This window comes from Hymenobacter glaciei (assembly GCF_039539585.1).
GTDB lineage: Bacteria > Bacteroidota > Bacteroidia > Cytophagales > Hymenobacteraceae > Hymenobacter > Hymenobacter glaciei.
Map to the genome: position 1 here is coordinate 43,634 of NZ_BAABDK010000012.1, position 15,209 is coordinate 58,842.

9 protein-coding genes are annotated in these 15,209 nt (G+C 66.6%); 6 read left to right on the forward strand and 3 right to left on the reverse strand.

Features of this window, described 5'->3' with window-relative positions; all coding sequences use genetic code 11:
- Positions 1–180: 180 nt before the first annotated feature.
- From ABD837_RS07420 to ABD837_RS07445, 6 genes are all read left to right on the forward strand, one after another.
- A complete protein-coding gene (locus tag ABD837_RS07420; RefSeq protein WP_345052312.1) occupies positions 181–1,209 on the forward strand; it encodes a homoserine O-acetyltransferase family protein in 1,029 nt (342 codons plus the stop codon).
- Positions 1,210–1,278: 69 nt separating this feature from the next.
- Positions 1,279–2,322 (forward strand): aliphatic sulfonate ABC transporter substrate-binding protein, encoded by a 1,044-nt coding sequence (locus tag ABD837_RS07425; RefSeq protein ID WP_345052314.1) that lies wholly within the window; start codon positions 1,279–1,281, stop codon positions 2,320–2,322.
- 36 nt (positions 2,323–2,358) lie between these two features.
- Complete coding sequence (locus tag ABD837_RS07430) at positions 2,359–3,234, forward strand: ABC transporter permease (RefSeq protein WP_345052317.1); 876 nt, start codon at positions 2,359–2,361, stop codon at positions 3,232–3,234.
- A gap of 134 nt (positions 3,235–3,368) precedes the next feature.
- The gene (locus ABD837_RS07435; RefSeq protein WP_345052320.1) at positions 3,369–4,178 is read left to right on the forward strand and encodes an ABC transporter ATP-binding protein; all 810 of its coding nucleotides are present in this window, start codon (positions 3,369–3,371) and stop codon (positions 4,176–4,178) included.
- Between the two features lie 97 nt (positions 4,179–4,275).
- Positions 4,276–5,535 (forward strand): homoserine dehydrogenase, encoded by a 1,260-nt coding sequence (locus ABD837_RS07440; RefSeq protein WP_345052322.1) that lies wholly within the window; start codon positions 4,276–4,278, stop codon positions 5,533–5,535.
- Positions 5,536–5,931: 396 nt separating this feature from the next.
- Entirely contained in the window at positions 5,932–12,333 is a 6,402-nt protein-coding gene (locus ABD837_RS07445) for a LamG-like jellyroll fold domain-containing protein (RefSeq protein WP_345052326.1), read from the forward strand.
- 90 nt (positions 12,334–12,423) lie between these two features.
- Here the strand turns inward: ABD837_RS07445 and ABD837_RS07450 are convergent, their stop codons facing one another.
- The 3 genes from ABD837_RS07450 to ABD837_RS07460 form a co-directional block, all read right to left on the reverse strand.
- Complete coding sequence (locus ABD837_RS07450; protein ID WP_345052329.1) at positions 12,424–12,843, reverse strand: hypothetical protein; 420 nt, start codon at positions 12,841–12,843, stop codon at positions 12,424–12,426.
- Positions 12,844–13,073: 230 nt separating this feature from the next.
- The gene (locus tag ABD837_RS07455; RefSeq protein ID WP_345052331.1) at positions 13,074–13,631 is read right to left on the reverse strand and encodes a hypothetical protein; all 558 of its coding nucleotides are present in this window, start codon (positions 13,629–13,631) and stop codon (positions 13,074–13,076) included.
- 160 nt (positions 13,632–13,791) lie between these two features.
- Positions 13,792–15,057, reverse strand: a complete 1,266-nt coding sequence (locus tag ABD837_RS07460; RefSeq protein WP_345052333.1) for a hypothetical protein — start codon at positions 15,055–15,057, stop codon at positions 13,792–13,794.
- Positions 15,058–15,209: the final 152 nt, after the last annotated feature.

The following is a 15,209-nucleotide window of genomic DNA, read 5'->3' on the forward strand; positions in this document are numbered from 1 at the left end:
CCGGGTACCGCTTCCGTGATGGGTAGCGAAATGGGGGTGAGAATCCAGACACCCGGCCGGTTCACTGGCGCTGAAAGCGTGTTATTTGAGCAGCAAGACATTGGTAGCAAGTAGTAAGAGTGGAAGCTCAAATGCTACTGTCTTACTACTTGCTACTCAATTCTTACTACTATCCTGATAATGACTAGCCAAATATTTGAATTACCTGACCTGAAGCTGGAAAGCGGCGAAACCCTGCACGGGGCGCACGTGGCCTACCAGACCTGGGGCCAGCTCAACGAAGACCGCGACAACGTGGTGTGGGTATGCCATGCCCTGACGGCCAATGCCGATGTGCTGGCCTGGTGGCCGGGCCTGGTAGGGCCGGGTTGCTACTACGACCCAGCTGATTGGTTTATCGTGTGCGCCAACGTGCTGGGCTCGTGCTATGGCACCACCGGGCCGCTCGATGCCGACCCGGCTACCGGGCAGGGGCGCTTCCAGCACTTTCCGCTGCTGACGATTCGGGACCTAGTGGCGGCGCACGAAGCCCTGCGCGAAGAACTCGGCCTGACGGACATCAACACGCTCATTGGCGGCTCGCTGGGCGGGCAGCAGGCGCTGGAATGGGCGGTGGTGCGGCCCGATTTGTTCGACCACTTGGTGGTGGTTGCTACCAACGCCCGGCATTCGGCCTGGGGCATTGCCTTCAACGAAGCCCAGCGGCTGGCCATTGAGGCCGACCCGACCTACTCCGCCGGCCAGCCCGGCGGGGGCGACGACGGCTTGCGGGCCGCCCGCGCCATAGCGCTGCTTAGCTACCGCAGCTACTCGGCCTACGCCGAAACCCAGACCGACCCGACCGACGACGAGCTGCTGCGTGAGCACCGCGCCAGCACCTACCAGCGCTACCAGGGCGATAAACTCGTGTCGCGCTTCGACGCCTACAGCTACGTTTCGCTGAGCCGGAGCATGGACACCCACAATCTCGGCCGCAACCGCGGCGGGGTACCGGCGGCACTGGCCCGCATCGGGGCGCGCACGCTGGTGCTAGGCATCAGCTCCGACGTGTTGTTCCCGCTTTCGGAGCAGCGCGAGCTGGCAGCCCACATCCCGGGAGCTATGTATGCCGAACTGGACTCCCGCTACGGCCACGACGGCTTTTTGCTGGAAACGGCGGCCATTACGCACTTTCTGGAGCTGTTCTACGCGCCCACCTTCGTGCACTAATCATTCTCTTTTTGCTGCATTGTTTCCGGCTCGCTCCTGAGCCGGGTTGGTACCTCTTTGCCTAATCCTATGAAATCGCAAACCACTTTTCGCCCGTCGTCCACGCTTGCTTTTGCCTGGCAGGGAGTCCTTTTACTGGTCTTGCTGCTGATGGCTGGCTGCAGCGGTTCGGGCAGCGAAAAGGCCGCCAGCGCAGCTCCGGAAGTAGTGCGGCTCGACTACGCCTATTACAACCCCCTCAGCCTGGTGCTCAAGCAGCAGGGCTGGCTGGAAAAGGACCTGGCCCAGCAGAACATCAAGGTGGAATGGGTGCTGAGCCAGGGCAGCAACAAGGCGCTGGAGTTTCTCAACGGCAACAGCATCGACTTCGGCTCGACGGCCGGGGCGGCGGCGCTCATCGGCCGGGCCAACGGCAATCCGTTGAAGGCCATTTACATCTTCTCGAAGCCGGAATGGACGGCACTGGTAACGGGCAAAAATTCGACCATCAAAACCGTGGCCGACCTGAAGGGCAAGCGCGTGGTCGCCACCCGTGGCACCGACCCCTACATCTTCCTGCTCCGCGCCCTCGACCAGGCCGGGCTCAGCGAAAAGGACATCGAGCTGATTCCGCTGCAGCACCCCGACGGCCGCGCCGCCCTCGAAAAAGGCGACGTGGATGCCTGGGCCGGCCTCGACCCGCACATGGCCAAGGCCGAGCTGGAGTCGGGTGCGCGGCTGTTCTACCGCAACCCCGACTTCAATAGCTACGGCGTGCTGAACGTGCGGGCCGAATTTGCTCAGCAGCACCCCGCGCTGGTCGACCGCGTGCTGGCCGCCTACGAGCAGGCGCGGCAGTGGGCCGTGCTGCACCCCGCCGAGCTGAAGCAAACCCTCGCCACCGAAGCCAAGCTGAGCGAAGCCGTGGCCGCCCGGCAGCTGGAGCGCACCGATTTTACCAACATCACCTTCGGCGCACCCCAGGTAGCGACCATCACGGCAGCCGGCGACGTGCTGAAGAAAAGCGGCGTGATTGAGCCCGGCACCGACGTGGCCAAAACCGTCAAGGACCTCATCGATACCAGCTTCGCCAGCAAGCTGCCCACTGCCACGGGTGCCACGGCACTGAAATAAAGGGGCTACCCAGCATGGGTGCCCATCCTCTCTTCGATGGCTGAAACTACCTCCCTGGCTGCGCCCTTGGCGCAGTCCGAACCACTAGCTGCCCGCCCGGCCCCGGCGCCCATTCCGGCGTTGCGGTCGGGCGGACGGGCGCGCCGTTGGGGCGGGCTCACGGGGGCGGGGCTGCCCGTGGCGCTGCTGCTGCTGTGGGAAGTGCTGGCCCGGGCCGGCGTGCTGAAGGCCAACCTGCTGCCCGCACCCTCGAAGGTGCTGGCCACCATTGGCGAGCTGGCGCGCACCGGCGAGTTGTGGGGGCACTTGGGCATCACGCTGGCGCGGGTGGGCGCGGGGTTTGTGCTGGGCGCAGCGCTGGCGACGGTGCTGGGAGCTGCCACAGGCTACTCACGGCGGCTGTTTCAGCTGCTCGACCCGCTGCTGCAGGGCGTGCGCAACATCCCGTCGCTGGCCTGGGTGCCGCTTTTCATTCTTTGGATGGGCATTTATGAAACCTCGAAGGTGGTGCTGATTGCCGTGGGCGTGTTCTTCCCAGTGTATCTGAATTTGATGAACGGGGTGCAGGGCGTCGACCGCAAGCTGGTGGAAGTGGGGCGCGTGTACCGGCTTTCGGGCGGGGCGCTGGTGCGGCGGGTGTTTCTGCCGGCCACGCTGCCGGCCTACTTCGTGGGGCTGCGCAGCGGGCTGGGGCTGGGCTGGATGTTTGTGGTGGCGGCCGAAATCATGGGGGCCAGCAAGGGCCTCGGCTTCCTGCTGGTGGATGGGCAGATGACCGGTCGGCCCCAGACCATCCTGGCCAGCATCCTGCTGTTTGCGGTGCTGGGCCAGCTCACCGATGCGGCCTTGGCAGCCCTGGGCCGGCGCTTGCTGCGCTGGCAGGACACCCACGGTCAAGTAAACAATGGATAAAACCCGTCATGCAGAGCGCAGCGAAGCATCTCGCATGCGCAACGCAATCAACAGAATTAGTGGTGGCATGCGAGATGCTGCGCTGCGCTCTGCATGACTCTCTAAGTAGGAAATTCTCCTAGCTCCAACTAACTATGCTCCGCATCGACCACCTCAACAAGCAGTTCGACACCGGCATCGTGGCCCTGGCCGACGTGAGCCTGCGCGTGCAGCCCACGGAAATAGTCGCTTTGGTGGGCGCCAGCGGCTGCGGCAAAAGCACCCTGCTACGCCTTGTCGCGGGCCTGGATGCGCCCACCGGCGGCTATATCTTCATCAACGATGAACCGCTGGCGGGGCCGAACGCGGCGGTGGGCGTGGTATTTCAGGAGCCGCGGCTGATGCCTTGGCTTTCGGTGCGCGACAACGTGCGGTTTGGTCTGGCCGCCCGGCCCCGGCCCGAGCAGGAGGCGCGGACCGATGCCGTGCTGGCGCGGGTGGGCCTCAGCCAGTTTGCCGACGCGCTGCCGCGGCAGCTGTCGGGCGGCATGGCGCAGCGGGTGGCCATTGCGCGGGCGCTGGTGGCACAGCCGCAGCTGCTGCTGCTCGACGAGCCGTTCAGCGCCCTCGACCCCTTCACCAAAATGGACTTGCAGGAACACCTGCTGCGCATTTGGGCCGACGACAAGCCCACGCTGCTGCTCGTGACCCACGACCTGGAAGAAGCCCTGGTGCTCGCCGACCGCATTGTGGTGCTGCGCGGGCACCCGGGCCGCATCCACGAAACCGTGCGGGTGGACCTGCCCCGCCCCCGCCAACGCACCGATTCTGATTTTCAGGCTTATAAACAACGACTGCTGGAAGCCCTGGACGTGCGGGCTGGCGTGGCGGCTCCCTACCGGAGTGGGGGCTCCCTAAATAAAGCACGTCATGCAGAGCGCAGCGAAGCATCTCGCGTGCAATAATGACTCAATCGATTGAATTAGCAGTGGCGAGCGAGATGCTTCGCTGCGCTCTGCATGACGTTCTAACACAATAACACTGAATACAAACAACTAGCAAATGGCATCTGATAAACAACCCCTGCGCATTGGCCTGATTGGCTTTGGCTGCGTGGGGCAGGGCTTTTACGACATCCTGCAACAGCATCCCGGCCTGGGCCTGACCGTGGCGAGCATTGCCGTGAAGAACCCCGACAAGCCCCGGCCTCTGTCCGCTGACCGTTTCACTTACCACGCCGACGAGTTGCTGAACGACCCCACGCTGGACGTGCTGGTGGAAGTAATCGACGACGCGGCCGAAGCTTTTCGGCTGGTGAGCGCGGCCCTCCGCCAGGGCCGGCGGGTGGTAACGGCCAACAAGGCCATGCTGGCCCGCCACTTGCCCGAGCTGTTGCAGCTGGAGCAGCAACACGGCGGCGTGCTGCTGTACGAGGCAGCGGTGTGCGGCAGCATCCCAATCATTCGGACGCTTGATGCCTACTTCAGCCACGAGCCGCTGCGGTCGGTGCGGGGCATCTTCAACGGCTCGTCCAACTACGTGCTCACGCGCATGAGCGAGGAGGGCTCGGATTACGCCACGGCGCTGGCCGAGGCCCAGGCGTTGGGCTTCGCCGAAACTGACCCCTCGCTCGACATGGGCGCATTTGACCCGCGCTCGAAGGCAGTAATTCTGGCGGCCCATGCCTATGGCGTGTTGCTGAACCCCGACGACGTGCTGAACCTGGGCATCGAAGCCGTAGGTGCGGCGGACATTGCCTATGCTGCCGCGCGGGGCCAGAAGGTGAAGGTGGTGGCCAGCCTGCAGCGCCTGCCCAACGGCCGCGTGGCCGCGCTGGTAACCCCGCAGCTGCTGGGGCCGGAGTCGCCGCTGTTCACCGTCGAGCACGAGTTCAACGGCGTGGTGGTGGAAGGGGAGTACGCGGGGCCGCAGTTCCTGCGGGGGCGCGGCGCGGGCGGCCACCCCACCGGCTCGGCGGTGCTGGCCGATGTGCTGGCCTTGCGGCGCGGCCTGCGCTACGGCTACACCAAGCAGGCCGCCGCGCCCGCGGTGCAGCCGGCCGAGAATCTGAGCCTGGACGTGTACCTGCGCCACGCCGACGCAGGCGTGCTGCGCGAGGTGCTGACCTGGCTGGAGATGCCCGCCACGGCCCTGCACACCGACGTGCACGGCGTACACGCCAGCGGCGTGGTGCCGCTGCTGCGGCTGCTGCAGTGGCGCGACGAGCTGCGGGCCAACGGCGTGTTCGTGGCCCGGCGCGGGGAGGTGCAGGCCGGCGTGGCCGCGGTGGCGGAGCCGCTACAGGCGGAGGCGCTGGCGTAGAAGCCAAAGAACAGTGCCAGTAACCGGCTTGCGCCCGGCTGCCTCCCGGTGGCCGGGCGCTTGTGGTTAGAGGCTGTGAGAAGTGCCTGCCCAAAGGCCAAGGGCCCGTTATCATCAGCCAAAGTAAGGATAACTGGATGCGGCGCCACGGCAGGAATGGGGCCATTGGCTATTGCGGCCCTGGCCATTGGGCGGCCCACAGGCGCCGTTGGTAAGCTGAAGCATGCCAGTGGCCGGGGTTTTGGGAATAAGGAACCCATAAGCCTTCTGCGGGGGTATTCCCAGTTTTACCTTTGCGGCAATGCCTGACTTAATTATTTAAATATAACTGCGGTAGGCCTTCTTGCACAGTAGGCAAACCGGAGTTATGCAACCCACTGTTTCTTTTTGGTGCTTATGAAAAACCTTTACACTGCCTGCGGGTGGGCAGCCCGCGTGGGTAGGTCCGTGTCCGTGTCCTTTTGGTGCCAACTGCTGGTGCTGCTGCTGGCCACCGGCGCGGCCAGGGCTACCAACCCGGTGCTGCTCATACAAGGCACGGGCAATGGCGGCGGCGACGTGACGGCTTTTATTGACGAGGTGCAGATTGTGCAGGTATCGAACAGCGCGATTATCGGCAGCGCCGTTGCCAACGCTGGCTTCGAAGCACCCAACGTGGGGGCCGGCACCTTTCAATACAACCCGACGGGTGGAAGCTGGGCGTTCAACGGCTTATCCGGCATCAGTCAGACCGGTAGCGGCTTCAGCCCCCCCACGCCCCCCGGCGGGGCGCAGGTGGCCCTGGTGCAAGGAACGGCCTCCATTCAGCAGACCCTGACGCTGGGTACCGGCACCTACGTGGTGAAGTTTCAGGCGACGCAGCGCACCAACTGCTGCGGGGCGCCCTACAACCAGCAGCTCAACGTCTACATCGACGGCGTGCTGGTGGGCAACATTACACCGCCCAGCACCGGCGCGTACGCCCAGTTCACGTCCAGCGCCTTCACCGTGGACCCGCCGGCCGTGACGGCCCTCTCACCCACCCGTAATGCCCGAACGGCGGCCCTGGCCACCGACGTGGCGGTGAACTTCTCGCAGAACATCGACAACGCCACGGCCGGCAACATCAGGGTGTACTCGGCCCAGGCTGAGGGCAAGAAGGTAGGTAGCTACAGCACCAGCGGCGGCACGGTCACCTTCAACCCTACTACCAACTTCAAGCCCGGCGAAACGGTGTTTACCACCATTCCGACGGCGGTAGCCAGCACGGGCGGGGCCACCACGACGAACAAGCAGGTGTACCAGTTCACAACGGCCGCGGGCGGCACGGGCCGGGGAAATTTCCCGTCGGGCCCCGCCGTACTGACCGTGGGCAACGACATCCGCAGCACGGCAGTGGGAGATTTTAACGGCGATGGAAGCCTGGACCTGCTGGTGGCCAACTACAACAGCAACACGGTGAGCGTGCGCTTCAACGACGGCACTGGCACCCTCTCCGGCGGCTCCGAGGTGAGCGTGGGCACCAACCCGCAGAGCATTGCGGTGGGCGACGTGAACGCCGACGGGGACCTCGACTTCGTGACGGCTAACTTCAACGGCACGATAAGCGTGCGCTCCAACAACGGCAGCGGCAGCTTTTCACAACCTTTCATTGCTAATCCCTCCGTGAGCAGCTACGCCAATGGCGCCGCGCTGGGCGATGTGGACGCCGACGGCGACCTCGACCTGGTGCTCATTACCAGCACGGGGGTGTCCGTGCTCCGCAACAGCGGCACCGGCTCTTTCAGCAGCTACAGCACCGTGTCCGTCGGCCTCGGCCCATACACCGTGGCGCTGGGCGATGTAGATGCCGATGGCGACCTGGATGTGCTCGTGGCGAACTACAACAGCAACGGGGCCGGCACGGTGAGCGTGCGCTTCAACGACGGCACCGGCACCCTCTCCGGCGGCTCCGAGGTGAGCGTGGCCAATCGCCCGCTCAACCTGGTGCTGGGCGACGTGGACAGCGACGGCGACCTCGACTTCCTCACGGCCAACGACACTTTTTCTAAAGTATGCGTGCGGCTTAACAACGGCAGCGGCACCTTCTCGGGCGGCTCCGACGTGCCCGTCGGTTATGCTAACCGGGGGCTGGCAATAGGCGACCTGGACGCCGACGGTGACCTGGACTTTGCCACCACCAACTATGGCAACGCGACGGTGAGCGTAAGCTTCAACGACGGCTTGGGCAACTACGGGAGTACCGTTACCCTCTCCACGAGCTCCTCCCAGAGCATGGCGCTGGGCGACATGGACGCCGACGGCGACCTCGACATCGTGACGGGCAACTTTAATTCCGTGACCGTACGCCTAAACCAGGTGCCTGCTCCCACCATCACGAGCATCAGCCCCAACCCCGGCGGCCTGGGCCAGAGCATCACCCTCACGGGCACCAGCCTGGGCAGCCCCACGGCGCTCACCATCAACGGGGCCAATGCCCTGGCCAACATCATCAGCAACACCGGCACCAGCCTGGTGGTGCGCGTGCCCACTACCGCTACGGCCAGCGGCAACGTGAGCATCACCACGGTCGGCGGCACGGGCTCCCTGGCTTTTGCCATCATGGCCCCGCCCGGCAACGCCCTGGCGTTTGACGGCGTGGACGATGAGGTACGCACGACGGCGACGGCCCCGGCCTTTGGCACGGGCAGCTTCACCATCGAAACGTGGGTGCGCACCGCCACGGCCAGCACCGGCACCTTCGTGGCCGTGGGCAGCGTGGGCGGCAACGACTATTGGCTGGGCATGACTAACCAGCGGGCGGCCGTTTCTATCTCGGGGGGCACCGCGGTGACGGGTACCACCCTCATCAACGACGGGCGCTGGCACCACCTGGCCGGCGTGCGCAATGGCACGCAGCTCACCATTTATGTGGACGGCGTGGCCCAGAACACCCTGACCAACGCCAATTCGGCCAGCCCGGCGGCCCCGCTGGGCATGGGCTCGTTCGGCAATGGCAGCTTCTTCTGGCCCGGCAGCCTCGACGAGGTGCGCCTCTGGAACGTGGCCCAGGTACCGACGCTGACCTCGCGCACCACACCGGCCGTGGGTACCGAGTCCGGCCTGGTGCTGGCTTATAACTTCGATCAGGGCACGCCGGCCACGGCCAGCACGGGCAACAATGCCGGCCTGACCATCCTTTACGACCTGGTGAGCGCCGCCCCCGCTACCCTCACCGGCTTCGCCCTGGCCAGCGGCAACACCACCAGCAATTACGTGGAGAGCTACGCCCTGGTGGTGCCCACCGCCACGGCGCCCACCGCCGTGAGCAACAACGCCTTCACGGCCAACTGGACGGCCCCGGCCGTGGGCACCGTCACCAACTACCTCGTGGACGTGTCCACGTCGAGCACCTTTGCCTCGGCCATCAGCAGCTCGCCCTTCACGGTGGCGGCGGGTACCACCACGCTGCTGGTGAGTGGCCAGCCCGGCGGCACCTACTACTACCGCGTGCGGGCCGATAAAACCAGCGTAACCGGCCAGGGCACTACCTCCAACGCCATTACGGTGGCGGTACCCAGCGCTACGCTGAGCTGCTCGGCGGCGGCCAACAACGCGCTGAGCTTCGATGGCGGCAGCGACTACGTGCACACCACCGGCACGCTGCCGGCCACCGGCGAGTTTACCCTCGAAACCTGGGTGAACCCCACCGCGCTACCCGCCGGCTTCTCGGGCCTGCTGCTGAGCGACAACTTCACCGGCGGGTCCATGCACTGGCAGTTCAATGGCAACCGGGTGGAATTCTCCGTGGGTGGCAACAGCCCCACCGACCAGTATTCCACCTTCACGGTGCCCACCGGCAGCTGGTCGCACCTGGCCGTGGTGTACTCGGCCAGCGCCAAAACCGTCAAATTGTACCTCAACGGCGCGCTGCAAAACACGTTCGCCTACACCACGGCCGCGTCCGTAGCCGCCCAACCCTACAGCGTAGGCGGCTGGCTGAGCGGCAGCCCCCAGCGCTTCCTTAACGGCAGCCTGAACGAGCTGCGCGTGTGGAGCGTGGCCCGCACCGACGCGCAGGTGCTGGCCAGCTACAACCAGGCCCTGCCCGCCCAAACCGGGCTGGCCATCCTGTACTCCTTCGACCAAGGCGTGGCCGGCGGCACCAACACCAGCGTCACCACGCTCAACGATGACTCCGGCACCGGCCATACGGGCACGCTCAACACGTTTGCCCTGACGGGCGCCACCTCAAACTGGGTAGCCGGCAATGCGCTGGCCTACACGCTCGGGCTTACCAGCTTGAGCCCCAGCAGTGCGGCACCGGGCGTAACGGTTACGCTCATCGGCTCGGGATTCACCGGGGCTACAGCCGTGCGCTTCAATGGCATAGCGGCCACCTTCACGATAGTGAATGGCTCAACCATCACCGCCGTGGTGCCGGCCAGTGCCACCACCGGGCCCATCACCGTAACGGGCCCCTGCGGCACGGTTACCAGCAATAGCAGCTTCACCGTGTGCGCCCTGCCGGTGGCCACGGCGCAGAACGCCCCCGCGACGCTGGACGTGAACGGCAACGCCACCGTGGCCGCCACCGCCGTGAACAACGGCAGCACCGCCAACTGTGGCCCGGCCGCAGCCGGTGCGTTGAGTGTGTCGCCGAGCAGCTTCAGCTGCGTGGATGCCGTGCCGGCTACGGTGGCCAGCGCCCTAAGCTTTAACAGCGGTAGCAGCCAGTATGTGAGCATTCCGGCTACGGCCGCGGTGCCGGTGGGCAACAGCGCCTACACCATCGAAGCGTGGATTAAGCCGAATCAGATGGGCGACTACGGCATCATCGGCTGGGGCAACTACGGCGCCAACGACCAGGTGAATGCCCTGCGCCTCTACCCCGGTGGCATTCATAACTACTGGTGGGCCCACGACCTAAGCGGCGCCACCGGCAATCTGGCCGGAGCCTGGCACCACGTGGCCGCCACGTTCGACGGCACCACCCGCCGCATCTACCTCGACGGCGTGCAGCTCAACGCTGATACGCCCGGCAGCTCCCACGCCGTGCCCAACGCCAACAACCTGCGCATTGGCAGCACCAACTACGGCGAGTACTTCCCCGGCAGCATCGACGAGGTGCGCGTGTGGAACGTGGCCCGCACGACCGCCCAGCTCAACACCACTAAAGGCATTGGCCTGCCCGGCGGCACCGCCGGCCTGGTGGCGTACTACCGCCTCAACGAAGGCAGCGGCCTGACCACGGCCGATGCCACCGGCAACGCCGGCAGCCTGGGCACCCTCACCAACGGCCCCACCTGGACCACCGACGCGGCCCCCGTCACCAACGGCGTACCCGTGACCCTGACCGTGACCGATGCCGGCGGCAACACCGCCACGGCGCCGGCCATTGTGACGGTGAGCGTGCCCGCCACGCCCACCACCACCTGGAACGGCAGCCTGAGCGTCAGCCCCCTGGCCTGCCAGAATTGGAGCTTCGGCCAGGTGCCCGACGCGGCCACCAACGCCGTGATTCCGGCCGGCCAGCCCCGCTACCCCACCCTGGCCACTGGCACGCTGGCCACCAAGGACCTGACCATTAACCCCAGCGGCAGCCTCACGCTGAACGCGGGCGCCACGCTGCAAGTGAACGGCAACTTCGCCAACAGCGGCACGGCCACGCTCAGCGGCACCGTTGCCTTCGTGGGCAGCGCCGCCACCCAGACGCTGAACAACAGCGGGGGCTTCAGCACCGTGACAGTGAACAAAGCCAGCGGCACGGTCCAGCTGGCCCAGAACCTGACCATCAACTCGGCCCTGACCCTGAGCAGCGGCACGCTCACCACCACCGGCAGCTTCCAGGTGAACCTGGGCGGCTCGGCCACCATCAGCGAGTCCGACGCCAGCTACGTGCTGGGCAAAGTGGTGGTGAACCGCACGCTGGCCGCTGGCGCGGCTGAGTCTTTCGCCGGCCTGGGCCTGACGCTGACGCCCGCCGCCGGCCCCACGGCCCCCGGCGCTACGCTGGTTACGCGTACCACCGGCACGGCCATTGCCGGGGCCGGCACCAGCCAGAGCATCCTGCGCAGCTTCGACGTTGTGCCCACGGTGAACACGGGGCTGAACGTGACGATGAACTTCGCCTACTTCGACCACGAACTCAACGGCATCCCGGTGGCCAACCTGGCGATGTTCAAGTCGGTGAGCGGCGGCACGCCTTGGATTCCGCAGCGCGGCACCACGGCCGCCGGCAATACGGTGACCAAAACCGGCATCGCCGACTTCTCGGTCTGGACCCTGGGCAATTCGACCAACCCGCTGCCTGTGGAGCTGGCGGCGTTCACGGCCACGGCCGAGAACAACACGGCCGTGCGCCTGGCCTGGGCCACCGCCTCGGAAAAGAACAGCGCCTGGTTTGAAGTCGAGCGCAGCCTCGACGGCCTGTCTTTTGAACGCCTCGGTGCCGTGGCCGCCGCCGGCAGCAGCAGCAGTGCCCGCAGCTACGAGCTGCTGGATGCCAAGCTGCCCACCGGCGCAGCCCTGCTCTACTATCGCCTTAAGCAGGTGGACGCGAACGGCACGTTCGCCTACTCGCCCGTGCGCAGCGTGGCGCTGACGGGCGCGGCGGCGGGCCTGGCCCTGTACCCCAACCCGGCTCACAACGGCCCGACTACGCTCACCGGCGCGCTCCCTGGCACCGTCGTGACGGTGTTCGACGCGCTGGGCCGACTCGTGACTTCGGCTACGGCCGACGCTTCGGGCACCGCCGCGTTGGTGCTGCCGGCCGGGCTGCCCACCGGCGTGTATCTGGTGCGCGCTGGCAGCAAAGCTCTGCGCCTCACGGTGGAGTAGGGATTGCCTCCGCACTCAGTTGCCCAATAAAAAAAGCCCCCGGTCGCTGACTGGGGGCTTTTTTTGTGCCGGGGCGGAAGTGGGGCGGCGCTAGGCCGGCAGGGCGTCGTGGCGGGTTTGTACCTGGGTCAGGCAGTCCTGGTAGCCCACTAGCTGGCGCTGGGCCGCGTCGAGCTCGCGGCTGCGGCGGAAGGCCCCGCGCCCGCCCTGGCCGCCGAGTTGGTCGTCCTGGAGCTTTTCGCGCTCGCGCTTGAGGCCGCGCAGGCGGATTTCCTCTTTGGTGCGGGCCTCGCCGGCGGCCATGCCGGCCACCCGGGTTTCGAGGGGCGTAATCTGGTCGGTGAGGGAAGTGATGGTGGCCGAGTCGGACTCGGCCTCGTTGGTTTGCAGCGTGGCCGAGCGGGCAGCGGCCGTGATGCGGAACTGCACGCGGTCGATGTCCTCCTGGGTGTCGGCCTTCACGGCGTCGCAGTCGGCGCGGGTGAGCAATAGAGCTACGGGGTAGTTCATGGGGGTAGGGGGTGAAAAATGTGGAAGGAAAACAGGACGGCCCGGCTCCGCCTGCTCACCCCCAACGCCTAAGCTTTTTTAACTGATATATCAGCAGCAATAAATATTCTTATACAAGACGAGGTAGGGGCGGGGTCGTACCCGGTAGGGCTTGCCCCTGCCCGTCGTTGAACGGTAGGTCGGTGCAGACGAACGGGCGGGGGCAAGCCCTACCGGGTACGACCCCGCCCCTACAACCCGGCCAGCAGCCACGCGGCCTCGTGCAGGTAGCCCCGGCGGCGGGCCTCCAGCAGCCGGGCGGCCACCGGGCCGCCAGGGGCTTCGGGGGCCAAGGCATCGGCCGCTTCTTCGAGCAGGCGGGCCAGCCAGCGGCGGCGCAGGGCCAGAGCCGGGGCTTCGTCCGCAGCGGGGGCGGGCAGGGCGGCGAGCAGCAGTGGGCCGGCGGCCAGGCGGCGGGCAGCCGTGCGGTGCGCCGCTTGCAGGGCCGCCAGCTGCTGGCCCAGGCGCTGGGCCTGGTAGTGGCATTCGGCCACGCGGGCCAGCACCGGGGCCGGGCCAGTGGCGGCGGGCGCGGCCGTGGAGGCTGGGGTGGGCAACGCGTCCGACTCGGCCTCGGCTAAGGCCTGCACCCAGGGCCGCAGCCAGGGGCGGGCGTGGGCCGGCAGCGGCTCGCGGCCGGTTTCGACGCTGGCTACCTGGGCCCGGCCCAGACCCAGCCAGGGGGCCAGCGCGGGCTGGCTGAAGCCGTAACAGGCGCGCACGGCGCGCAGTTGGGCCGCATAGCTCATGGCAGAAGGGGCAGGGGAGGGCACACAGGTTTCAGGCAAACGAGAAAAACTGTGTGATGAAACGCGGACACACGGGTTTTAGTGCGCAGCCAGAACCCGTGTGCCCGCCGGCAGTGGCCGCGTCGCCGGGGGCCAAAGCGCCCCGGCGGCGCGGCGGCGGTCAGAAATTGAAGTCGCGCGGTTCGCCGGCCAGCTCGCGGCCCCGCAAAATGAACTTGGGCTGGTAGCTGTCTTCCTCGGTCCAGTCCAGCTCTGCAAAGGGCTTGTGGTCGCCGTATACCTGCGGGCCGGTGACGGGCAAGCCCAGGGCGCGGTTTTGTTCCTGCTCCTGCCAGACCTCGGCCAGCACGTCGGCCAGCTGGTGCCCCCACGCCCGCATCCCGGCCGCTATCACCGCCAGGCGCCAGTCGGCGTGGGCGGCGATGGGCCACGGCGCGGCCGAGCCTTCCAGGGCGCGCGCTATCCAGTGGGTGGCCTCAGACAGGTAGCCGTGGCGTCGGCGCGCGTCGGCGCGGTCGGCCTCGTACCAGCGCAGCAGGCGCGGGAGTTCGGCGGGGTCTTCAAACTGCCGAAAATACGGGCTGTGGTCCTCCTCGATGATAAATGGGTGCCACGGCAGGCTGGCGGCCATGTCGCCGCGGGCGCGCTGGGCGGCCAGCTTCTGGGCTTTGTCGGCTTCGGTGAGGCCGATGTAGTACGCCTCTTTGTCGCCGCGCACGTCGGGCAGGGCCAGCAAGGAGCCCGCGCCGGTGGCCGCGTCGTGGTAGCGGTACCACGCCGGCAAGGTCCGGTACATCCGGCGCTCGGCGGCGCGGTAGCCGTCGTCTTCGCCGTCGTCTTCATCGGCGGGGTCCGGGTCTTGCTGGCCGCTTTCGGCCGTTTGCCCGAAGGTATTGTAGTCCTGCCACGGCCAATTTCGGCTGGGCTCGTAGGCATCGGAGCGCAGGTAGGCCTCGTAGAGCGCCACCTCATCGGCCGTAATGGGCGGCAGCCACGGGCAGTGCTCGATGTACTTCTCCCACTGCCGGAATTCCTCGGTGTGGCGCACGCCGGGCAACGTGATGTGCTCGGCCCGCCAGCGGCACTGCAGGTCGAAGAGCTTCTTCTGCTGAATTCCCCACAGGTCGTGGGCCGCCGCCTCCCGAATTTCCACGAAGCGCGCCCCCGAATGCTTCAGCAGCAGGGGCCCTTTGATGTAGGCGGCGGCTTTGTTGTTGGCATACAGGCTGGCTACGTGCGGCCGGCTCTGGTCGAAGTACGGGGCCATGGCCTCCGCGAACGCCGGCAGCGCCAGCAGCTCGGCCTCAAACAGGCGCTTCAGCCCATTCAGGTCGCGCTTCGTTTGCGCTTCTTTGATGTAGGCGGCCCGCGCCTCGGGCGTATTGGGCAGCGTGGGGTCAGCAGATGGGGGCGGTAGGTCTTCCATGAGCGGGGGAAAGGGCGCACCTCAGTAGCAAGGCGCGCCTAAATGTAGGGGCTGGTCCACAGAACGTGCAGCGGGCGCCGGGGCGGTGGACCGGTACGCAACAGGGCGGGCCAATTGGCCCGCCCTGTATCGCATGAGAAGTGGGCGTGCTT